This is a genomic window from Stenotrophomonas sp. PUT21, assembly GCF_052232875.1.
GTDB classification, from domain to species: Bacteria; Pseudomonadota; Gammaproteobacteria; order Xanthomonadales; family Xanthomonadaceae; genus Stenotrophomonas; species Stenotrophomonas maltophilia_N.
Window position 1 is genome coordinate 3,493,987 of record NZ_CP197645.1, and the last position, 19,556, is coordinate 3,513,542.

18 protein-coding genes are annotated in these 19,556 nt (G+C 67.9%); 8 read left to right on the forward strand and 10 right to left on the reverse strand.

Features of this window, described 5'->3' with window-relative positions:
• Nucleotides 1-55 precede the first annotated feature (55 nt).
• The 6 genes from aroG to ACTT2I_RS15855 all read right to left on the reverse strand — a co-directional run bounded on the left by aroG (nucleotide 56) and on the right by ACTT2I_RS15855 (nucleotide 5,107).
• Nucleotides 56-1,129: a 3-deoxy-7-phosphoheptulonate synthase AroG gene (gene aroG / locus ACTT2I_RS15830; protein ID WP_421098895.1), complete on the reverse strand. Its 1,074-nt coding sequence runs from the start codon at nucleotides 1,127-1,129 to the stop codon at nucleotides 56-58.
• A 270-nt stretch (nucleotides 1,130-1,399) separates the two neighbouring features.
• Nucleotides 1,400-1,747: a DUF6616 family protein gene (locus tag ACTT2I_RS15835; RefSeq protein ID WP_293979129.1), complete on the reverse strand. Its 348-nt coding sequence runs from the start codon at nucleotides 1,745-1,747 to the stop codon at nucleotides 1,400-1,402.
• A 14-nt stretch (nucleotides 1,748-1,761) separates the two neighbouring features.
• Nucleotides 1,762-2,502, reverse strand: a complete 741-nt coding sequence (locus tag ACTT2I_RS15840) for a DNA alkylation repair protein (protein ID WP_421098894.1) — start codon at nucleotides 2,500-2,502, stop codon at nucleotides 1,762-1,764.
• A complete protein-coding gene (locus ACTT2I_RS15845; RefSeq protein WP_421098893.1) occupies nucleotides 2,499-2,993 on the reverse strand; it encodes a MarR family winged helix-turn-helix transcriptional regulator in 495 nt (164 codons plus the stop codon). The genes ACTT2I_RS15840 and ACTT2I_RS15845 overlap by 4 nt, the downstream gene beginning before the upstream one ends.
• 69 nt (nucleotides 2,994-3,062) lie before the next feature.
• Nucleotides 3,063-4,367 carry a HAMP domain-containing sensor histidine kinase gene (locus tag ACTT2I_RS15850; RefSeq protein ID WP_421099396.1) on the reverse strand — a complete coding sequence of 435 codons (1,305 nt, stop codon included), beginning with the start codon at nucleotides 4,365-4,367 and terminating at the stop codon, nucleotides 3,063-3,065.
• Nucleotides 4,368-4,399: 32 nt separating this feature from the next.
• Complete coding sequence (locus ACTT2I_RS15855) at nucleotides 4,400-5,107, reverse strand: response regulator (RefSeq protein WP_421098892.1); 708 nt, start codon at nucleotides 5,105-5,107, stop codon at nucleotides 4,400-4,402.
• A gap of 103 nt (nucleotides 5,108-5,210) precedes the next feature.
• On the opposite strand from ACTT2I_RS15855, the gene ACTT2I_RS15860 reads away from it, so the two are divergent.
• Both ACTT2I_RS15860 and ACTT2I_RS15865 read left to right on the forward strand, forming a co-directional pair.
• Nucleotides 5,211-6,134 (forward strand): pepsin/retropepsin-like aspartic protease family protein, encoded by a 924-nt coding sequence (locus ACTT2I_RS15860; RefSeq protein WP_421098891.1) that lies wholly within the window; start codon nucleotides 5,211-5,213, stop codon nucleotides 6,132-6,134.
• A 79-nt stretch (nucleotides 6,135-6,213) separates the two neighbouring features.
• Nucleotides 6,214-6,516 (forward strand): hypothetical protein, encoded by a 303-nt coding sequence (locus ACTT2I_RS15865; RefSeq protein ID WP_293979765.1) that lies wholly within the window; start codon nucleotides 6,214-6,216, stop codon nucleotides 6,514-6,516.
• Between the two features lie 22 nt (nucleotides 6,517-6,538).
• Here ACTT2I_RS15865 and ACTT2I_RS15870 read toward each other — a convergent pair whose 3' ends face one another.
• Both ACTT2I_RS15870 and ACTT2I_RS15875 read right to left on the reverse strand, forming a co-directional pair.
• On the reverse strand, nucleotides 6,539-7,597 hold the full coding sequence (locus ACTT2I_RS15870) for an LLM class oxidoreductase (protein ID WP_421098890.1): 1,059 nt from the start codon (nucleotides 7,595-7,597) through the stop codon (nucleotides 6,539-6,541).
• A gap of 7 nt (nucleotides 7,598-7,604) precedes the next feature.
• The gene (locus ACTT2I_RS15875; protein ID WP_421098889.1) at nucleotides 7,605-8,240 is read right to left on the reverse strand and encodes a glutathione S-transferase family protein; all 636 of its coding nucleotides are present in this window, start codon (nucleotides 8,238-8,240) and stop codon (nucleotides 7,605-7,607) included.
• Between the two features lie 213 nt (nucleotides 8,241-8,453).
• On the opposite strand from ACTT2I_RS15875, the gene ACTT2I_RS15880 reads away from it, so the two are divergent.
• Entirely contained in the window at nucleotides 8,454-9,353 is a 900-nt protein-coding gene (locus tag ACTT2I_RS15880) for a LysR substrate-binding domain-containing protein (protein WP_421098888.1), read from the forward strand.
• Nucleotides 9,354-9,448: 95 nt separating this feature from the next.
• On the opposite strand, the gene groL is transcribed toward ACTT2I_RS15880, so the two are convergent.
• Nucleotides 9,449-11,098 carry a chaperonin GroEL gene (gene groL / locus ACTT2I_RS15885; RefSeq protein WP_019183552.1) on the reverse strand — a complete coding sequence of 550 codons (1,650 nt, stop codon included), beginning with the start codon at nucleotides 11,096-11,098 and terminating at the stop codon, nucleotides 9,449-9,451.
• Nucleotides 11,099-11,197: 99 nt separating this feature from the next.
• Nucleotides 11,198-11,485, reverse strand: coding sequence for a co-chaperone GroES (locus ACTT2I_RS15890; RefSeq protein WP_019183551.1), 288 nt, complete (start codon nucleotides 11,483-11,485; stop codon nucleotides 11,198-11,200).
• A 293-nt stretch (nucleotides 11,486-11,778) separates the two neighbouring features.
• Between ACTT2I_RS15890 and ACTT2I_RS15895 the strand changes: the two genes are divergently transcribed.
• The 5 genes from ACTT2I_RS15895 to ACTT2I_RS15915 all read left to right on the forward strand — a co-directional run bounded on the left by ACTT2I_RS15895 (nucleotide 11,779) and on the right by ACTT2I_RS15915 (nucleotide 19,554).
• Entirely contained in the window at nucleotides 11,779-13,563 is a 1,785-nt protein-coding gene (locus ACTT2I_RS15895) for an endonuclease (RefSeq protein WP_421098887.1), read from the forward strand.
• A gap of 72 nt (nucleotides 13,564-13,635) precedes the next feature.
• Nucleotides 13,636-13,974 (forward strand): divalent-cation tolerance protein CutA, encoded by a 339-nt coding sequence (cutA, locus tag ACTT2I_RS15900; protein WP_088433636.1) that lies wholly within the window; start codon nucleotides 13,636-13,638, stop codon nucleotides 13,972-13,974.
• Complete coding sequence (locus ACTT2I_RS15905) at nucleotides 13,974-16,334, forward strand: protein-disulfide reductase DsbD domain-containing protein (protein WP_421098886.1); 2,361 nt, start codon at nucleotides 13,974-13,976, stop codon at nucleotides 16,332-16,334. The genes cutA and ACTT2I_RS15905 overlap by 1 nt, the downstream gene beginning before the upstream one ends.
• Nucleotides 16,331-16,891, forward strand: coding sequence for a TlpA family protein disulfide reductase (locus ACTT2I_RS15910; protein WP_421098885.1), 561 nt, complete (start codon nucleotides 16,331-16,333; stop codon nucleotides 16,889-16,891). The genes ACTT2I_RS15905 and ACTT2I_RS15910 overlap by 4 nt, the downstream gene beginning before the upstream one ends.
• A gap of 146 nt (nucleotides 16,892-17,037) precedes the next feature.
• Nucleotides 17,038-19,554: a PepSY domain-containing protein gene (locus ACTT2I_RS15915; protein WP_421098884.1), complete on the forward strand. Its 2,517-nt coding sequence runs from the start codon at nucleotides 17,038-17,040 to the stop codon at nucleotides 19,552-19,554.
• The last annotated feature ends 2 nt before the right edge of the window (nucleotides 19,555-19,556 follow it).

Below are 19,556 nucleotides of genomic sequence, written 5' to 3' on the forward strand. Positions count from 1 at the left end.
CGCGGCGCTGTGCGCAGCCACCCAGGGGGTGGCTCTACCCTGGATCAACGCACGCTCATGCCGCCTTGCTGATCCGCACCGCCCGCCGCGCCCGCACTGCCTGGGCCAGACTCTCCAGCACCGCCAGCGAGCTGTCCCAGCCGATGCAGCCATCGGTGATGCTCTGGCCGTAGGTCAGCGGCTGGCCCTCGACCAGGTCCTGTCGCCCAGCCACCAGATGACTCTCGACCATGACGCCAACGATGCGCTCTTCGCCGTTGGCCAGCTGCGCGTTGATGTCGGCGATGACCTTGGGCTGGTTCTCCGGATTCTTGCTGCTGTTGGCGTGGCTGGCATCGATCATGATGCGCGCGGCCAGGTGCGACTTGGCCAGGGTCTGGCTGGTCGCTTCCACGTGGTCGGCATCGTAGTTCGGCGTCTTGCCGCCGCGCAGGATGACGTGGCAATCCGGATTGCCGGCGGTGGCCACGATCGCGGTGCCGCCTTCCTTGGTCACCGAGAGGAAGTGATGCGGGTTCGAGGCCGCGCCAATCGCATCGGCGGCGATCTTGATGTTGCCGTCGGTGCCGTTCTTGAAGCCCACCGGGCACGACAGGCCCGAGGCGAGCTCGCGGTGCACCTGGCTCTCGGTGGTGCGTGCGCCGATCGCGCCCCAGGCGACCAGATCGGCGATGTACTGCGGCGAGATCACGTCGAGGAATTCCACGCCGGCCGGCAGGCCGAGCTTGTTGATGTCGCGCAGCAGGCCGCGCGCCACGCGCAGGCCCTTGTTGATGTTGAAGCTGCCGTCCAGGTCCGGATCGTTGATCAGGCCTTTCCAGCCCACCGTGGTGCGCGGCTTTTCGAAGTACACGCGCATGACGATTTCCAGCTCATCGGCGTAGGCATCGCGCAGCGGCTTGAGGCGCTGGGCGTATTCGATGGCGGCCACCGGGTCATGGATCGAACACGGGCCGATCACCACCGCGAGGCGGTCGTCGCGGCCGTGCAGGATCTCGTGCAGGGCCGAGCGCGAGGCGCTGACCGTATCGGAGGCTTCATCGTCGCAGGGCAGCATCGCCAGCAGCTGTGCCGGCGGGGTCAACGGTTCGATCTTGCGGATGCGCAGGTCGTCGGTATGGGGGGGCATGGGATAACTCCTTGGAAGTGGGGGTCCCCAGCGCGGCGGCAACAAAAAAGCCGCCAGGTGCGCTGGCGGCTTTCGGGAATGCGTCTGAAGCTTTCTTCAGGGTGAGCGCATGCCTTCCTCCGCCGGTGGCTTCGGAAAGTAATACCAAAAGTAGGCATTGGCGGGGCGTGCGTTCATTGGGGAGTATTGATAACACAGGGGTTTGGAGGTGCCAACTGTTTCATTCGCAACTGCGGCGTCGGTTCAGCCCCGTTCGAGCGCCCCACGCGCTCACGTCCGCGGCAGCGCCGCCAGCTCAGCCAGGTGCTGCTGCAGGGTGCCCGCTGCGCCCATCGCGTGCGTGGTGGTGAAGTACTCGTGCCAGCCGGTGGCACCGATCGCGGCGAGCAGCGCATCGGCATCCAGCCGTTCGGCGCACTGCCATACCGCATAGAACTGCTCGGCGGTGGTGTGCGGTACGTCCTGCTCGATACGGCCCATCGCCACCGGCGTGACGCGGGCGGGATCCACGTTCTGCATACCCGCGCCGATGCGGGCGAAGAGCGCCCCGCGCGATACCGGGTCCAGCGCGGTCCAGGCAGGGGTGGCGGTGTACAGCTCGATCAACATGTGCGACATGGCAGTCCTTGAGGTCAGAGCGAGCGCAGTGCGCGCTTGCGGATATAGGTGTTGGCCGGATCATCGGCATGCCGCTGCTGCCATTCGCTGCACAGCGCGCGGACCCAGTCAGGCTGGCTTTTGCCGGCGTCGTTGAGCCAGTTGCCGACCGAGTCCTGTACGTAGCGCGAGGCATCGCAGCACAGTGCCTGCAGCAGCGGCAAGGCGTGCTGCGGTTCGTGCTTGAACAACGCGATGTGCGCGGCCCATACGCCCCGCGGGCGCAGCGCTTCGCAGGCGAAGCGGCGCACATTCGGTGAGACGTCGGTGGTCCAGCCGTGCAGGTGCGTGAGCACGCGCAGCGGTTCGGCGACGACGTGAGGTCGCACCGCCAGCCACGCCCACTCGCGCACGCCGAAGTGCGCATCATCGGCCAGCACGCGCAGGGCATCGAGCTTGCGCTCCAGCGACAAGGCCGGGTCACTGCCGATCAGATAGCACGCCCAGCCACGCACGGTATCGCTGCCGTGCCGCGACCACGTGGCGTGGTCACCGTGACCATGCACGCGCAGCAGAGTGGCCGCCCCCTGCATGCGCAGTGTGATGCCGCGCTTGGCCGCATTGCGCATCGGTGTGATCGCGGCGGCGGGCAAGCCCGGCGCTACATTCGCCATCAGCTTGGCGAAGTCCACCGCCAGCACTTCGGCCAGATGCGTGGCTTCGGTTTCACCGCGATCCAGCTGCCCGCGCCGCTCGCGGGTGACGGGCTGTTTCATGCGGCGCGCCCTGCGTCGGTGCGCGACCACACGCGCTGCAGCAACGTGCCGAGCGTGCGCCGTTCCCTGGGGCTGATATCCGCGAACAGCGAGGCGATCCACTCGGTCTGCTGGTCGAACAGGCGCGCGGCCAGTGCCTGGCCGGCCCCGGTCAACCGTACGTGGATGCGGCGCCTGTCATCCGGATCACTGTGGCGGCTCACCAGGTGCTCGCGCTCCAGCCCATCAAGCAGGCCGGTGATGGTGGCGCGGGTCACCCCGGCGCGCTCGGCCAGTTGGTGTGGCGAAAGCGCCGTATCTGCGCCACGCAGCAGGAACAGCAGGACGAAACGCCCTTCGCTCAGGCCCAGCGGCGCCAGCCGGCTGGCGCAGTCCTGGTCGATCGCGCTGGCCAGCGACAACACCTGGAAGCACAGCGCCAACTCGCCCGAATCCGGTTGGCCGCGGCGCTCCAGTTCAGTCAGGAAGGCATGGTGTTTGGTTTCCAGCATGCAGGCGGCTTCGACATAATACGGCGGCTAACTATATCGTCGTTGCGCTCTGAGAGAAAGGCTCGGCGCCTACGTTGCCGCTACTGCGGGCACCTGCATCCGTACGATCAACCCGCCGCCCGGCCTGTCCAGCAGCCAGAGCTGACCGCCGTGCTGGCGAACCGCGCCCTGGACCACCGCCAGCCCCAGACCGGTGCCGCCGGTGGCGCGGTTGCGCGAGCTTTCATGCCGCTGGAAAGGCTGCAGCAACCGGGCTTTTTCGCCATCGGGGATACCCGGCCCGCGGTCGGCGACCTCCAGCCACAGCGCGTCGCCCGTGGTGCGCACGTCCACTTCCACCGTGCCGGCATAGCGCGCGGCGTTGTCGATGAGGTTGTCCAGTGCGCGCCTGAGCAGGAGGGCATCACCGTGCCATGGCAGAGGCCCGGTCAGGCCACTGTGGATGTCCACACCGCGCAGGCGCGCGGACTGCACGCACTCGTCCAGCAGGGCCGCCATGTCCAGCGGCAGCATCGAGGCGGGTTCCAGTTCGCCACGGGCGTAGTCGAGGACCTGTTCGATCATTGCGTTCATGCGTTCGATGTCGGCCACCATCCGCGCCGCCTGCGCGGGCGGTGCGAATTCGGCGCGCAGGCGCAGCCCGGTCAGTGGCGTGCGCAGATCGTGCGCGACCGCTGCCAGCATGCGCGTCATGTCCTGCGCTTGCTCGCGGAGACGTTCACGACCGGCATTGATGGCCTTGGCCAGCATCTGGACATCGCGTGGGCCGTCGTCGGGCAGCAGCATGCTGGATTGCAATGTCACAGCAGCGCTCGCGTCGGCCAGCCGGCGCAGCGGGCGCCCGATCCGGAGCGCCGCCCATGCCGTCAGCGGTGCCAGCAGGACAGTGCCGCCGAGCAGCGCCAACAATACCTGGCGTCGCCACGCCACCACGTCGCCCTGGTCACTGCCCAGCACCTGCCAGCGGCCATCGGCGCGTTGCACGCCAAGCTCGAACGGTGGCCATTGCAGGGCCGCCAGTGCCAGGCCCTGCGCACGCAGCACTTCTGGATCGGCCAGCGCGTCCACCGGGGTGCCACGGGAGTACACCTTGATATCGGGCGCATTGCCCGTCCCTTTCCAGACCAGCCTGACATGCTCGACAGGCAGCGCCAGCTGGTGGGCGGTCAACTGTGTCAACCAGGGACTGGCATGACCGCTGGGCGGCGCATCCCGCAGCGTCACCCGCATTCCCTCGGCCGCCGGGGCCCGTTCACCGCGCAGCACCTGCACAGCATGATCCAGCCGCATCTGGGGCGGCGCAGGCCGGGGCATCCAGCCGATCACCGCCAGGCTGACCAGCGTGGCCAACAGCAGGCTGCTCACGGCCAGCATGACGATCCAGGTGGTGGTGGACCAGTGCCGGGTCACAGTACCTCCACCGCCGCATCGAACCGGTAGCCCTCGCCGCGCAGTGTCTGCACGAGTGCATCGCCACCGGCCGCCGCATGGGCCAACCTGCGGCGCAGGCGGCTGACCGCCAGGTCGACCGCGCGATCGACACTCTCGTGCGCATCGCCGCGCGTGAGCTGCATCAACCGCTCGCGGTCAAGCACCCGCCCGGGGCGCTCGGCCAAGGCCTGCAGCAGGGCGAATTCGCCCCGGCTCAACACAACCTCGGCGCCCTCGGGCGCGAACAGGCGGCGTTGCTCCGGCAGCAGCCGCCACCCGGCAAAACGCAGTTCGGCAACAGCCTGCCCCCGCAGCTTCTCCTGCCTGCGCAGCAGCGCGCGGACGCGCGCGATCAGTTCGCGCGGGTCGAACGGCTTGGCAAGGTAGTCGTCGGCGCCCATCTCCAGGCCGATGACGCGGTCGGGCGTGGCCCCCATCGCCGATAGCATCAGGATCGGAATCGCACGTGCCTGCAGCCGCCTGCAGACCGACAGGCCATCCTCACCGGGCATCATCCAATCCAGGATGATCGCGTCGGGCCGATGGACCTGCAGCAGGTGGTCCAGCGCGACTGCATCGGCGGCCACGCGCACACGGAAGCCATGCCGCTCCAGGCACTCGGCGAGTGCATCACGGATGCTGGTGTCATCGTCGACCACGACGATCTCGGGGCTGCGGTTCATGCGGGCAGTATCGGGCAGGTCTGTATCCGGACGGTATCAACGCGGACATTCCCGCGATACGGCGGTGAGGATCAATCACCGCTCCTTCCCACGGCGTTCTCCCATGCACCCTGCCCTGCTCCCATTGCTGGCCGCCACCCTTGCAGCACCAGCACCCGAACATGTCCTGCCGATGTGGATGCAGGCCATGCATCCCAGCGTCGCCGTGGGTCTGGATGGCCAGGCCGAGCCGTTGCGCTTCGTGGTCGACAGCGCGGCAGGTGCCACGCTGGTGGACAGCCGCATCGCCCGTCGTTACGGCTTGGACAATACCGACGACGCGACCGCCGGGCAGATCCGCGGTGCGTCTGCCAGCAGCGCCACGGCGAACCGCATGCGGCAGACCGACTGGGCGATCGGCACGGTGAAGCTGACGATCGTCGGCATGCACGCGGACCTGTCGCGCCTTTCCAATCCCGACAAGGCGATCACCGTCGATGGCATCCTCGGCAACGACCTTACGCGCCGCTGGGACACCCGGTGGGATTTCGCCGCGAGTGAACTGCAGTTGTGGACGGCGGGGCAGCTTGATGATGGGCCTCACTGCCAAGCCAACGCCCTACCCTCGCGACGACGTGGACTGGAAGGCTTCGGCTTCATCGCCACACAGTTGGGCGAGGCGGGCATCGAGGCGATTGCGGTGGTGGATACCGGGGCAGCCCAGACCGTGCTCAATGCCGCCGCCGCGCGTGCGTTGGGGCTGCGCACCGATGGCAGCGATGCACGGGTCACGCCTCGCGAAAAGGGAACGGAAGGCCTGGGCGGACAACCGCAGCCGAGCTGGCTCTATACCTTGCCTGCACTACGCAGCGGCACCTGGCAGCACCCTGCGTTTGAGGTGAGGATCAGTGCGCTGCCGGTGTTCAAGGCCATTGGACTGGAGGACCAGCCTGCGCTGATCCTGGGCGCCGACGCGATGCTCGGCAGCCAGGTGGACATCAGTGCGGGGGCAGCGCGCATCTGCCTGCAACGTCCCGCAACGCACTGAGCCACGCGCGAGTGGGGGTTTACGCGGGCGCCGTCCCACGGCAGCATGACGCCATCACCACCGACGCAAGGACACGCGGATGGACCCTTCTCAAGCTGACGCCGTGGCGGATGCCATGCTGCAACCCGATCCCAAGCGCGAGGCCGTGCGGGCACGGCATCTTGCCAGCGCCGCACAACTGAAGCGTCAGCGTAAGGCCGCAGGAGCGAGCCTGGTCGGCATGGCCGTGGGCGCCGCGGTGGCCAGCCAGTTTCCGATGGCCTTTTCGCAGGGCATGCTGATCGGCGCGTTGCTGACGTATTTGCCCACCAAGCTATGGCTGGACCGGCGTGCACGCCTCGCCGACCCCGCCATCCGCGGCGACGGGCACGCCCAGCCATAGCGCAGGGATTCCGGCCGTCCCTTTACCAGCGCACACGCGCCGGTAAAGGCCCATCATGCGAGGGAAACAAGGGCAGCACGTATTCGGCCAGTTCCTGCAGCACCTCGGCCGTCGGGCGCTGTGAGAACTGGATGCCCAGCGCAGCATGGTTCACGCCGGCACGTTGCCACTCGCCGAGCAGATCGATCAATCCGTTACGACCGGTCCTCAACGTGTAGCCGCCATTGAGCGGGGTGCGTGGATGGTTCGGGTCCTCGACCAGATCCAGCCACTCGTTGGTGACATGCGGGCGGAAACCCCCGTCGGGAATGAGCCGGCGCCAGGCCTGGATCTTGTCGGCCAAGCGCCGCGGCCCGGCCGCATGATGGGTTGCCCCGGGATAGGTCAGCCAGCCATCGGCATGTTGCCCGACCCAGTCCAGTGTCTGCCGCGAGGTGCCGGTCACCAGCAGCGGAATCGCCCCGGCCACTGGCTTGGGCAACAGTTCCACGCCCTGCAGCGCGCCCAGTGGCGACTCGATATGCAGGGAACCGTGCTGCATCAACTGACGAACGTAGGCCACCGATGCGGCGAAGCGCTCGCCGCGGTCTGCATGCTGCAGGCCATACGCAGGGAACTCGACCGGACGATCGCCCGAAGCGATGCCCAGCACCAGGCGCCCACCGGACAGCTGGTCGATGGTGGCCGCCGACTTTGCCAGATCGATCGGGTGGCGCAGCGAGAAGATCGCGCTACCGGTGGCCAGCGCCAGCCGTTCGGTGCGCGCCGCCAAGAAGGCCAGATAGGTAAACGGATCGAACACCTGCCCGGCATCGCCGAACAGCGGGTCGAACAACGGCACATCCCGCACCCAGGTCGCGGCGAAACCGTCGCGGTCCAGCTGGCTCACCAGGTCGGCCTGGCCGGCCAGCACCTGCATGTCGCCCTGGTAGAAGCGCAATGGCAGGAACACGCCCAGCGTGAGCGCACCGTCGCGGAACATGCGCTGGTAGCCGGCATGCCGGGCGAACATCGGGGCGGAGGCGCCGGTCAGCGGAGCCTGCATCGCGGTGATATCGGTCAACTGCGTCATCATGGTCATGCCTGGATCAGGGGCCGGTGGCCGGTTCGGGGAGCTGCACGCCGCGCTGCACCGCAGGCCGCTGTGACATGCGCAGGTGCCATGCACTCAAGTGCGGGTACGCGCTGAAATCGAAGCCGATCAACTGCGCGATGTGGGTCCAGCCGTAACCGGCGATGTCGGCGATCGAATACGCCTCACCTGCCACCCATGGGCGCTCGGTGAGGCGCTGGTCCAGCGTGGCGAAGAACTCCCCGCTCAGGCGCCGATAGCGTTCGATCGCAGGTGCGTAGCGCTCCTCGGCAAACATCTCGACATGCACGCGCTGGCCGAGGATCGGGCCGACGCTGGCGGCATGGAACATCAGCCAGGTGATTGCCTCCCAGCGCGCGCGTGGCGCGTGGGGCAACAGGCGTCCGCTCTGCTCGGCCAGGTACAGCAGGATGGCAGCCGATTCGAACACGGTGATACCCGTCGCCTCGTCGACCAACACCGGAATGCGGCCGTGCGGATGCAGTTGCAGGAAATCGGGATGGCGGTGCTCACCGGCGTCGATACGCACGTGGTGCAGCACATAAGGGAGGCCGAGTTCCTCCAGCGCGATGGTGATCTTGAAGCCGTTGGGCGAGCTGTCGGTGTACAGGTGCAGCGAAGCGGGGGACACAGCGGTCTCCTTGGCGGGCGGTGGAGGGGGGAGGAGGTTCATGTCACGGCGTCGCGCCGCGATGGCAGCGCATGTCGATTGCGGTGGGCAACCGGGTACATGCAATGCAGCTGGACTAAACCACCGTGAATCAACATGATCACGATGCTACGCAGGGCAGCACGCCGTGTAGAACGATTCTTCCTGCACTATCAAGAGAGAAAATCTAAGGTCATGGGCGCCGTCCTTCCCCTGCTCGCGCTGCGCGCCTTCGTCGAAACCGGGCGTCATGGCAGCCTCAAGGCCGCTGCTGCGGTCATGGGGGTCACGCCGGGCGCGATCAGCCAGCAGCTCAAGCTGTTGCAGGCGCGCACCGGCGTCACGCTGTTCACCCGTACCCCCCATGGTGTCGCCCTCACCGCGGCCGGCGCACAGGTGCACCCTGCCCTGCTGCGCGCGTTCGATCAGATCCAGGACAGCATGGCCACCCTGGACGCCATCCATGCGCGGCAGACACTGACGATCAGCACCGTGCCCAGCTTTGCCGCCTCCTGGCTGGTGCCGCGGCTGGGGCGGTTCACCGAACGTCACCCGGCGATCGAAGTGCGCGTGGAGGCCTCATCGACGCTGGTGGATCTGCGTCGCGACCGTATCGACATCGCCATCCGCCACGGTCTGGGTGCGTATCCCGGCCTGGTGTCACGCCCGCTGGCGGCGCCGGTGCTGTTGCCGGTGGCCTGCCCGGCACTGCTCGCCAACGGCCCACCCATCCACTCGGCGGTGGATTGCCTGCAGTACCCGCTGCTGCAGGATTCAGACCGCAGCGACTGGTCGCTGTGGTTCAGCGCGCTCGGCCTGCCACCCGACCCGCGCATCGAGCGTGGCCCGGCGTTCGATGATGACGTGCTGTTGATCCGTGCCGCGGAGGCGGGCCAGGGCATCGCGCTGGTGCGCGACCTGTATGTCGACGCCGAAGTGGCCAGCGGGCGGCTGGCGGTGGTGCTGGATCAGCCCTGGCCGACGCGGTTTGCGTACTACGCCGTCACCCTGCCCGGCGCCGAGGAGACGCCGGCCATCGCAGCCTTCCTGGGTTGGCTGCAGGACGAGGTCGAGACGCCCACCAGCGCGCTGTGAGCCCGTAAGCCGCGCACAAAAAAACCCCGCCTTCCGGCGGGGTTTTTGTACTGCGGTGGCGGATGGCAGGTGCCGACCGATGGCCGGCCTCTACATCAGAAGTCCATGCCGCCCATGCCACCCATACCGCCCATGCCGCCGCCAGCTGCGCCAGCGCCGTCATCCTTCTTCGGGGCTTCGGCAACCATCGCTTCGGTGGTGATCATCAGGCCAGCGATCGAGGCCGCGTTCTGCAGCGCCGAACGGGTCACCTTGGTCGGGTCCAGGATGCCGAATTCCAGCATGTCGCCGAATTCGCCGGTGGCCGCGTTGTAGCCGAAGCTGCCGGTGCCTTCCTTGACCTTGTTGACGATCACGGACGGCTCTTCGCCAGCATTGGCCACGATTTCGCGCAGCGGGGCTTCCATCGCGCGCAGGGCGATCTGGATACCGTGGTTCTGGTCTTCGTTGGCACCCTTCAGGCCGCTCAGCGCGGTGACCGCACGGACCAGCGCAACGCCGCCGCCCGGGACCACGCCTTCTTCAACGGCTGCACGGGTCGCGTGCAGGGCGTCGTCGACGCGATCCTTCTTTTCCTTCATTTCGATTTCGGTCGAGGCACCGACCTTGATCACGGCAACGCCGCCGGCCAGCTTGGCCACGCGTTCCTGCAGCTTCTCGCGGTCGTAATCCGACGAGGTGTCTTCGATCTGGGTCTTGATCTGGGTGACACGCGCTTCGATGTTGGCCTTCTCGCCGGCGCCATCGATGATCGTGGTGTTTTCCTTGGAGACCTGCACCTTCTTGGCGCGGCCCAGGTCCTTGATCGTCGCCTTTTCCAGCGACAGACCGATTTCCTCGGAGATCACGGTGCCGCCGGTCAGCACGGCCATGTCTTCCAGCATCGCCTTGCGACGGTCGCCGAAGCCCGGTGCCTTGACGGCCACGACCTTCACGATGCCGCGGATGGTGTTGACCACCAGGGTCGCCAGCGCTTCGCCTTCGATGTCTTCGGCGATGATCAGCAGCGGCTTGCCGGCCTTGGCGACGCCTTCCAGCACGGGCAGCAGGTCGCGCACGTTGGAGATCTTCTTGTCGTGCAGCAGCACGTACGGATCATCCAGGTCAGCGGTCTGCGACTGCTGGTTGTTGATGAAGTACGGGGACAGGTAGCCACGGTCGAACTGCATGCCTTCGACGACGTCCAGCTCGTTGTCCAGGCCCGAGCCTTCTTCAACGGTGATGACGCCTTCCTTGGTAACGCGGCGCATCGCTTCGGCGATGATGTTGCCGATCGACTCGTCCGAGTTGGCCGAGATCGTGCCGACCTGGGCAATGGCCTTGTCGTCAGCGGTCGGCTTGGAGATGTTCTTCAGCTCGGCGACGGCGGCGATCACGGCCTTGTCGATACCGCGCTTGAGGTCCATAGGGTTCATGCCGGCAGCGACGGCCTTGGCGCCTTCGCGGATCAGGGCCTGGGCCAGCACGGTGGCGGTGGTGGTGCCGTCGCCGGCGTCATCGTTGGTGCGCGAAGCAACTTCCTTCACCATCTGCGCGCCCATGTTCTCGAACTTGTCAGCCAGTTCGATTTCCTTGGCGACGGAGACGCCGTCCTTGGTGATGGTCGGCGCGCCGAAGCTCTTCTCGAGCACGACGTTGCGGCCCTTCGGGCCCAGGGTGGCCTTGACGGCATTGGCGAGAACGTTGACGCCGCGAACCATGCGGGCGCGGGCGTCTTCACCGAAACGAATATCTTTGGCAGCCATTGCGATTACCTTTTTTGTTGAGCCGGGCCAAGCCCGGCGTCATGAATGACGGAACGAAGCAATATCCGGCAGCGCCAGGCCAGGCCCGGCGACGCCCACTCAGCCGACGATGGCGAGGATGTCGTCTTCGCGCAGAACCTTGAACTCGACGCCTTCGGACTTGTAGCTGCTGCCGGCGTACTGGCCGTAGATGACCTTGTCACCGACCTTCAGCGACGGCGCGCGCACGCTGCCGTTGTCCAGGGGCTTGCCCGGGCCGACGGCCACGACTTCACCCTTGGTCGACTTTTCCTTGGCGGAATCCGGAATCACGATGCCGCCGGACGAGATTTCGTCGGCTTCGATCGGCTTGACTACGACGCGGTCATGAAGCGGCTTGATGCTCATGTGAGACCCTTTTAAGTTGTTGATTGGTCTAGGAAAGTCTGGCGATGTTAGCACTCGCACAGGGCGACTGCCAGCCACGCTCACGAAAAAACCCGACGGTGCGGGACAGAGCAGAGATGGTGCTGGCCCCTGCCCTTTCAAGGGCACCCGGCCGGATTTTTTTGCCGGCCGGCACCGGGACGTGAATGTTTGACCCAGTTCTCAATGCGAAAGGTCGAACCCGACAGGCCGATCGATGTGTCATCTGGATTGCGTAGATTCGAGCGGCACTGACCAATCACAAGGAGCCGTAGATGAGGTTGCTGACGCCGCTGTCCCTGGCCTGCCTGCTGGTAATTGCCACCAGCCCGGCCCGGGCCGATGTATTCATCAATGAACTGCATTACGACGACAGCACCCCGGCCGGGGATGTGGGCGAGGCGATCGAGGTGGTCGCCACCGCCGGTGAGGACCTGTCCGGCTACCGGCTCTACCTCTACAACGGCAGCACCCCCTCGGCCGCCGCGGTCTACGCCAACAACGCCGTCCCGGCCGGCACCGCCAGTTGCGGCAGCGCCCGGCTGGCCACGGTCAACTACCCCACCAACGGCCTCCAGAACGGTCCCAACGACGGCATCGCTCTGGTCGATGCCAGCGGCAAGGTGGTCCAGTTCCTCAGCTACGAGGGCACCATCACCGCCGCCGGGGGCCCCGCGGCGGGCCTGACCAGCCAGAACCTCCCGGTCAGCGAGACCAACAGCACCGCCCCGGGCACCTCCCTGCAGTTGACCGGCACCGGCAGCCAGTACGCGCATTTCACCTGGGCGGAATCGGCCGGGCAGACCTTCGACGCCTGCAACCCCGGCCAGACCTTCAGCGGCGGTGGCCCGACCGGCCCGAACACGGCGCCCTCGGTCACCGCGACCACCCCCGAACAGGGCGCCAGCACCTTCCCGGCCGCCGCCGACCTGAGCGTCACTTTCAGTGAGCCGGTCACGCTCTCCAGCGGCGCCTTCGCGCTGAGCTGCGGCCAGTCCGGCACGGTCGCGCTGAGCCACCCGACCACCAGTACCCGCTTCACGCTGGCCACCCACACCGCGCTGGTGGCGGGGGAAGCCTGCCGCTTCGACATCCGCGCCACCCGCGTAAAGGATGCCCAGGGCGCGCGCCCGGCCGCCGATACGCGCATCGCCTTCACCGTGGCCACCGCCACCCCGCCCGATCCGGGCAACCCCGGCACCCCGGGCGACTACTACGCGAAGGTGAACACCGCCACCCCCAGCCAGCTGCGCTGCTCGCTGCACGAGACCATCAAGGGCCACACCGCCTACCCGTACAGCGGCTCGGGCACCAGCACCTGGACCATCCTGGAGATCGCCGACGAAGATCCCAACAACAGCGGCAGGATTCTCGATGCGTATCGCAACCGCAGCTACACCAAGGTCAGTGGGCGCGCAGGCACGGGCAGCGGGCTGACCTACAACCGCGAACACACTTGGCCGAACTCGCTGGGCTTTGCCAGCACCACCGGCGACAAAGGCCTGCCCTACGCGCCCTACACCGACACCCACATGCTGTATCTGACCGATGCGCAGTGGAATGCGGACCGCGGCAACAAGCCCTATGCCAGATGCGACAGCAACTGCGGTGAGCGCGCGACCGAATCCAACAACGGATCCGGCGGCGGCAGCGGCGGCTACCCGGGCACTTCCAACTGGGTGCGCACACCGGATGGCAACGGCGGCTCGTTCGAGGTGTGGGGCCACCGCAAGGGCGATATGGCGCGTGCGGTGATGTACATGGCGATCCGTTATGAAGGGGGCAACGATGCGAAAACCGGGCAGTCCGAGCCCGACCTGGAGCTGACCGACGACCGCAGCAGGATCGTCAAGACTTCGGCCTCGCCGGCCTACATGGGGCTGCTCTCGACCCTGATCGACTGGCACCTGTCCGACCAGCCGGACGCGGCAGAACGCGCTCGCAACGAGGTGATCTTCAGTTTCCAGGGCAACCGCAATCCGTTCATCGATCACCCCGAATGGGCCACCCCGGCCCTGTTCACCTCGGCCAAGCCAGCGACCTGCCAGCTGGCCAACTGACACCGTCCGGCCGGCGCCCCCTTGCGGCGCCGGTCGGACCATTGGCCTCCGGCGGTCCTATACTCGGCGGTCATGTCGATTGCCGATCCCGTCTTCCTGCTGTTCACCACCTGCCCCGACGTGGCCTGCGCCACGCGGCTGGCACATGCGCTGGTGGACGAACGCCTGGCCGCGTGCGTGACGCGCCTGGACGGGGCGCATTCGACCTACCGCTGGCAGGGCGAGGTCACCGAGGACCATGAGGTCCAGTTGGTGATCAAGACCACCGGCAGCCGCCTGGACGCCGCGATCGCGCGCGTGCAGGCCCTGCATCCGTATGAACTCCCCGAGTGCATCGCGGTCGAAACCCGCGCCGGCCTACCGGCGTACCTGGATTGGATTCGGGCGCAGACCCGTGAGGAAAGTGATTGATGACGCTGTTTCGTCGTGTTGCCGCGCTGTGCGCGTTGCTCGTGCTCTCCCTGCCGGCCTGGGCCGTCAGCGAAAAAGATCTGCTCCCGGTCGATGAGGCCTTCGGGCTCACGGCGCAGGCGCGTGACCGCGACCGGGTGGAGATCAGCTGGAAGATCGCCCCGGGCTACTACCTGTATCGCCACCGCACCACGGTCAAGGCTGAAGCCGGCTTCGATGCAGAGGCGCTGCAGCTGCCCGCCGGCAAGAAGCACCACGATGACTTCTTCGGCGAGGTGGAAACCTACCGCGAGCGCCTGACCGGGGTCCTGCCGGGCAAGGCGGCCGATGGCACCGACACCGTCACGCTGGAAGTGCGCTACCAGGGCTGCGCCGACGCCGGCGTGTGCTACCCGCCGCAGAAGCGCACGCTGCAGGTGAAGCTGCCGGCCGGTGGAAGTGGCACTGCCAGCGCGGCACCTGCCGCCACCAGTAGCGCCGCCTCCCCGTTCAACAACCCGCTGGCCGGCAACAGCGGCAGCGGGCTGCGCCTGCCCGGCACCAGCACCACCCAGGCGCTGCCGTTGCCGTCCGAGCGTGCGTTCGGCTTCGATGCGATCGTCGGTGATGGCAACACCGTGCTGCTGCGTTTCACGCCGGCGCCGGGTTACTACCTGTATCGCGACCGCACCTCGCTGGCGCTGGAAGGCGCGCCGGGCATCCGCGCGGACAAGCCGACGTGGCCGGCCGCCAAATCGCACCGCGATGAGCACTTCGGCGACGTGGCGGTGTATTTCGACCAGATCGACGTGCCGCTGCCGCTGCGCCGCAGCGCTGCCGGGGCGACCGACGCCACCCTGGTGATCACCTTCCAGGGCTGCCAGACCGATGGCATCTGCTACCCGCCGATGACGCGCCGGGTGAAGCTGGCCCTGCCGGCCGGCAAGGTCAACGCGGCAGCTGATGAGGTCGCACAGAAGACCGAGGTAATCGCACCGCTGCCCAACCGCGACAAGCGCGCCCAGGGCCGCAGCGACGCCGGCAGCCAGCCGATGCTGATCCGCCCGAACGAACCGGCGCTGACCGTGCCGGGCGACACCGCCGCCACCCCCGATGCCAGCGCCGACAACGCGCAGCGCACGCCGCCGCCGGCGGCGCCGGCCGCCGCACCCGGCAATCTGCTGGTGCTGCTGCTGTTCGCCGTGGCCGGTGGCCTGATCCTCAACCTGATGCCGTGCGTGCTGCCGATCCTGTCGCTGAAGGTGCTGGGCGTGGCGCAGAGCGGCGAGAGCCGTCAGCGCGCGCGCAGCCATGCGCTCTGGTACACCGCCGGCGTGCTGGTCGCCTTCGCCGCGATCGGTGCATTGGTGATCGCGCTGCGTGCGGCTGGCCAGGCCGCAGGCTGGGGCTTCCAGCTGCAGCACCCGTGGTTCATCGCCGCGCTGGTGTACCTGATGTTTGCCGTGGGCCTGAGCCTGTCGGGTGTGTTCACCCTGGGCGGCAGCATGGGCGGCGTCGGCCAGTCGCTGGCCTCGCGCAGCGGCCCGGTCGGCGATTTCTTCACCGGCGTGCTCGCCTGCGTGGTGGCCAGCCCGTGCGTGGCCCCGTTCATGGGCCCGGCACTGGCGTACGCCTTCGCCGCGCCCGGGCTGCAGGCGATGCTGGTGTTCCTGGCCCTCGGCCTGGGCCTGGCGCTGCCGTTCCTGCTGATCGGCTTCGTGCCCTCGCTCGCCCGCCGCCTGCCGCGCCCCGGCGCGTGGATGGAAACCCTCAAGCTGGTGCTGGCTTTCCCGATGTACGGCACCGCGATCTGGCTGCTGTGGGTGCTGGGCAAGCAGCGCGGCGTGGATGCGATGGCACTGGTGCTGGGCGGCCTGGTGATCCTGTCGCTGGCGCTGTGGTGGTTCGAGCGCAGCCGCTGGCGCAGTCAGCGCGTGGGCGGCCTGCTGGCCCTGCTGTTGACCCTGGGCGCGCTGTACCCGATCTGGGGCGTGACCCGCATGGATCCGACGGCCAAGGCCGCACAGGTGGCCAGCGACAACGTGGTGGAGTACTCGCCGCAGATGCTGGACCGGCTGCGCCAGGACAACCGCGTGGTGTTCGTCAACATGACCGCCGACTGGTGCGTGACCTGCAAGGCCAACGAGCGCGCGGTGCTGGGCACCAACGCGTTCCAGGACACCCTGCGCCGGACCAACGCGGTCTACATGCGCGGCGACTACACCAATGTCGACCCGCAGATCACCGCGTTCCTGGATGAACATAAAGCGGTCGGTGTGCCGCTGTATGTGGTCTACGGCCCGGGCGCACCGCCGACCGTGCTGCCCACGGTGCTGACCCAGGCGCTGGTGGAAGAAGCGCTGCTGCGGACCGCGCGATGAGCCTGCGGCCACCACGCCGGACGGTCGTGGTGGTCGTGATCGCGGCCGTGCTCGGCATCGGCGCGGGCATGTGGTTCGCCGGGCATGGCCAAGGCCCGGCCGAGGCTCCGCCACCGCCTCGGCCGGCGGTGGTCGCTGCCCAACCGGGTGATCCGATCCCGGCCATCACCCTGCCGGACCTCCAGGGGACACCGCTGGCCCTGGCCAGCTTCCGCGGGCGTCCGCTGCTGATCAATGTCTGGGCCAGCTGGTGCGGCCCCTGCGTGGAGGAAATGCCCGCGCTGACCGCCTTTGCCGACGCGCAGGGTGCCAGCGGCGTACAGGTGCTCGGGCTGGCGCTGGATACACCCGAAGGCGTGCGCGATTTCCTGACCCGCATCCCGGTGGCCTACCCGATCGTGCTCGATACGCCCGGGCCAGCCGATGCCAGCGTGCGCCTGGGCAATGCACAGGGCCTGCTGCCGTATTCGGTACTGGTGGACGCGCAGGGGCGCATCGTGAAACAGAAGCTGGGGCCGTTTGCGGCCGGTGAGATCGAGGCGTGGGCAACGCACTGACGCCTGCGTGGCCAAGGTGAACGTCTGATCGAGAGGCCGTACGGGCCCGACCTGGCTATTGACCGCCCCAGGCCCGCACCCAACAATGACGAGATCCATTCTCATCCACCGCCGGGCGCGCTTCGCCTTGCCGCCGGACCGCCCCCATGTTGAAGACCATCATTTTCCAGCTGCATTGGCTGCTGGGCATTACCGCCGGTACGGTTCTGGCGGTGATGGGGTTGAGCGGGGCCACGCTGGCCTTCGAAGACGAGATCATGCGCGCGGCCAACCCGCCGCTGGCGCAGGTGGTGCAGCGGCATGCGGCCGGCGAGCAGCCGCTGGCTCTGACCGCGCTGCTGCCGCGGCTTCAGAAAGACATGCCACAGCCGTTGCAGCGGCTGCGCGTGGATGCCACCGGGCAGCGCCTGTCGGTGGCGCGTTTCGAAGGCGGCCAGGCGAACTGGCGCTATTTCGATCCATACACGGGTGCCGTGCTGACCGGGCTGAAGGGGCTGGACGTCTTCGCCTTCGTCGAAGATCTGCATCGCCACCTGGTCAGCGGTGAACGCGGCAGCCTGATCACCGGCAGCTGCGCGATCGCGCTGGTGTTCTTCTGTCTTTCCGGGCTGTACCTGCGCTGGCCGCGACGCTGGTGGCACTGGCGCACCTGGTTGGCGGTGGAGTGGTCACGCAGCGGCCGCAGTTTCCTGTGGAGCCTGCACTCGGTGGTCGGCACCTGGGTGCTGCTGGTGTACCTGATGATCGCCCTGACCGGGCTGTGGTGGTCGTTCGACTGGTACCGCAAAGGCGCAACGGCATTGCTGGGCGGCCCCGCGGCCGAGCAGAACCAGCCGCGCACCAGCGGCGGCCCTCTGGACCTGGGCAAGGTGCAGGCCACCCTGTACGGGTTGGAGGGCGTGCGACGTGGCTACATCGACCTGCGCTTCCCGGCCAAACCAGGCCGTGCGCTGAGCGGCCGCGTGCAGGGAAACAACACTGCGCACGACCGCGCGCAGGACATCCTCCAGCTCGATCCGTCCACAGGTGCCCTGCTCTCCTACGAGCCTTACCGCAGCAAGAACGCCGGCGGCAAGATCATCGTCAGTGTGTTCGCGCTGCACTCGGGCAGCTTCTTCGGGCTGCCGGGGCGGATCATCGTGATGGTGTCCAGCCTGGGCATGCTGGTGTTCTTCATCACCGGCTGGATGCTGTATCTGGACCGCCGCCGCAGGAAGCGCGAGGTGCGCGCCTCGCGCCTGCCCCTGGCCACAGTCACCGGCACCGGGCAGCCGTGGCTGGTGGCATTCGCCAGCCAGAGTGGCTTCGCCGAACAGCTGGCCTGGCGCACCGCTGCGCAGCTGCAGGCGGCGGGTCTGCCGGTGCACGTCCGCCCGCTCGCGCAGGTGGATGCCGCATTGCTCGCGGGCACGGACAAGGCGTTGTTCGTCATCAGCACCTTCGGCGATGGCGAAGCCCCGGATGCCGCGCGTGTCTTCGAGCGATGGGTGCTGTCGCACTCCGCTGCGCTGCCGGGGATGCGGTATGCCGTGCTTGGGCTGGGGGATCGCGAGTACGCACGCTTCTGCGGTTTCCCGCGTCAGGTGGACACCTGGCTGGTAGCGCAGGGTGCGCAGCGGTTGTTCGCCAGCATCGAGGTGGACCGCACCGATGCCGTTGCATTGGCGCAGTGGCAGCAGCAGCTGGCCATGCTGACCGGGGTTGAGGACCACACTCCGCTGCCGGCGCCGGCCGAGCTGCAGCCATGGGCACTGGATGCACGCACCCTGCTCAACCCGGGCAGCGCCGCCGGGGCGATCTGGCAGGTGGCATTGCAGCCGCCGGCACACGCGCACTGGCAGGCCGGTGACATTCTGGAGATGGCGCCCCGCCACGCGCGTGCGCATGTGCTGACGGTGCTGGCCCGCAATGGTCTGGACCCGCAGGCGCCGGTAACGGTGGATGGACGGATCACGACGCTGGCCGAAGCGGCTGCCGCGCGCGTGCTGCCGGAGACCGCGGAGGCGATCGCTGCCGCGGCAGCACCCGATGCCGCCCGCTGGCTGGCGCGGCTGCCGGCGCTGCCCCATCGCGAGTACTCGATCGCCTCGGTACCGGCCGATGGGGCCGTGCAGCTGGTGATCCGCCTGACCGCTCTGCCCGATGGCCGCCATGGGCTGGGCTCGGGCTGGCTGTGCGTGCATGCCACCGGGGCGGACCGCATCCCTGCCCGCGTGCGTCGCAACACCGGCTTCCATCGCCATCCCGAGCACGCCCCGATGCTGCTGATCGGCAACGGTACCGGCATCGCCGGCCTGCGCAGCCTGCTGCGTGAAGCCGACGCGCAGGGCGACCGCGGCCACTGGCTGGTGTTCGGCGAACGCACGCACGCGCACGATTTCATCTATCGCGAGGAAATCGAGGCCTGGCAGGCCAAGGGCCACCTGAGCCGGGTGGACCTGGCGTTCTCGCGCGATGCCGATGGCGGTGGTTATGTGCAGGATCGTCTGCGCGCGGCACCGGAGGCACTGCGCGCGTGGGTGGACCTGGGTGGCAGTGTCTACGTGTGCGGCTCGCTGCATGGCATGGCCGAGGGCGTCGATGCGGTGCTGCGCGAGGTGTTGGGCAACGATGCGGTCGATGCCCTGCTCAACGATGGACGCTACCGCCGCGACGTGTACTGAGC

Excerpts from the sequence above, each read along its gene's own strand:
- ACTT2I_RS15915 (WP_421098884.1), top strand. The coding sequence starts at position 17,038 with ATGTTGAAGACCATCATTTTCCAGCTGCATTGGCTGCTGGGCATTACC.
- ACTT2I_RS15835 (WP_293979129.1), bottom strand. The coding sequence starts at position 1,747 with ATGTCGCACATGTTGATCGAGCTGTACACCGCCACCCCTGCCTGGACC.
- ACTT2I_RS15865 (WP_293979765.1), top strand. The coding sequence starts at position 6,214 with ATGGACCCTTCTCAAGCTGACGCCGTGGCGGATGCCATGCTGCAACCC.
- aroG (WP_421098895.1), bottom strand. The coding sequence starts at position 1,129 with ATGCCCCCCCATACCGACGACCTGCGCATCCGCAAGATCGAACCGTTG.
- ACTT2I_RS15855 (WP_421098892.1), bottom strand. The coding sequence starts at position 5,107 with ATGAACCGCAGCCCCGAGATCGTCGTGGTCGACGATGACACCAGCATC.
- ACTT2I_RS15895 (WP_421098887.1), top strand. The coding sequence starts at position 11,779 with ATGAGGTTGCTGACGCCGCTGTCCCTGGCCTGCCTGCTGGTAATTGCC.
- ACTT2I_RS15850 (WP_421099396.1), bottom strand. The coding sequence starts at position 4,367 with ATGCTGGCCGTGAGCAGCCTGCTGTTGGCCACGCTGGTCAGCCTGGCG.
- ACTT2I_RS15905 (WP_421098886.1), top strand. The coding sequence starts at position 13,974 with ATGACGCTGTTTCGTCGTGTTGCCGCGCTGTGCGCGTTGCTCGTGCTC.
- ACTT2I_RS15860 (WP_421098891.1), top strand. The coding sequence starts at position 5,211 with ATGCACCCTGCCCTGCTCCCATTGCTGGCCGCCACCCTTGCAGCACCA.
- ACTT2I_RS15910 (WP_421098885.1), top strand. The coding sequence starts at position 16,331 with ATGAGCCTGCGGCCACCACGCCGGACGGTCGTGGTGGTCGTGATCGCG.
- ACTT2I_RS15845 (WP_421098893.1), bottom strand. The coding sequence starts at position 2,993 with ATGCTGGAAACCAAACACCATGCCTTCCTGACTGAACTGGAGCGCCGC.
- ACTT2I_RS15840 (WP_421098894.1), bottom strand. The coding sequence starts at position 2,502 with ATGAAACAGCCCGTCACCCGCGAGCGGCGCGGGCAGCTGGATCGCGGT.
- cutA (WP_088433636.1), top strand. The coding sequence starts at position 13,636 with ATGTCGATTGCCGATCCCGTCTTCCTGCTGTTCACCACCTGCCCCGAC.
- groL (WP_019183552.1), bottom strand. The coding sequence starts at position 11,098 with ATGGCTGCCAAAGATATTCGTTTCGGTGAAGACGCCCGCGCCCGCATG.
- ACTT2I_RS15880 (WP_421098888.1), top strand. The coding sequence starts at position 8,454 with ATGGGCGCCGTCCTTCCCCTGCTCGCGCTGCGCGCCTTCGTCGAAACC.
- ACTT2I_RS15890 (WP_019183551.1), bottom strand. The coding sequence starts at position 11,485 with ATGAGCATCAAGCCGCTTCATGACCGCGTCGTAGTCAAGCCGATCGAA.
- ACTT2I_RS15870 (WP_421098890.1), bottom strand. The coding sequence starts at position 7,597 with ATGACCATGATGACGCAGTTGACCGATATCACCGCGATGCAGGCTCCG.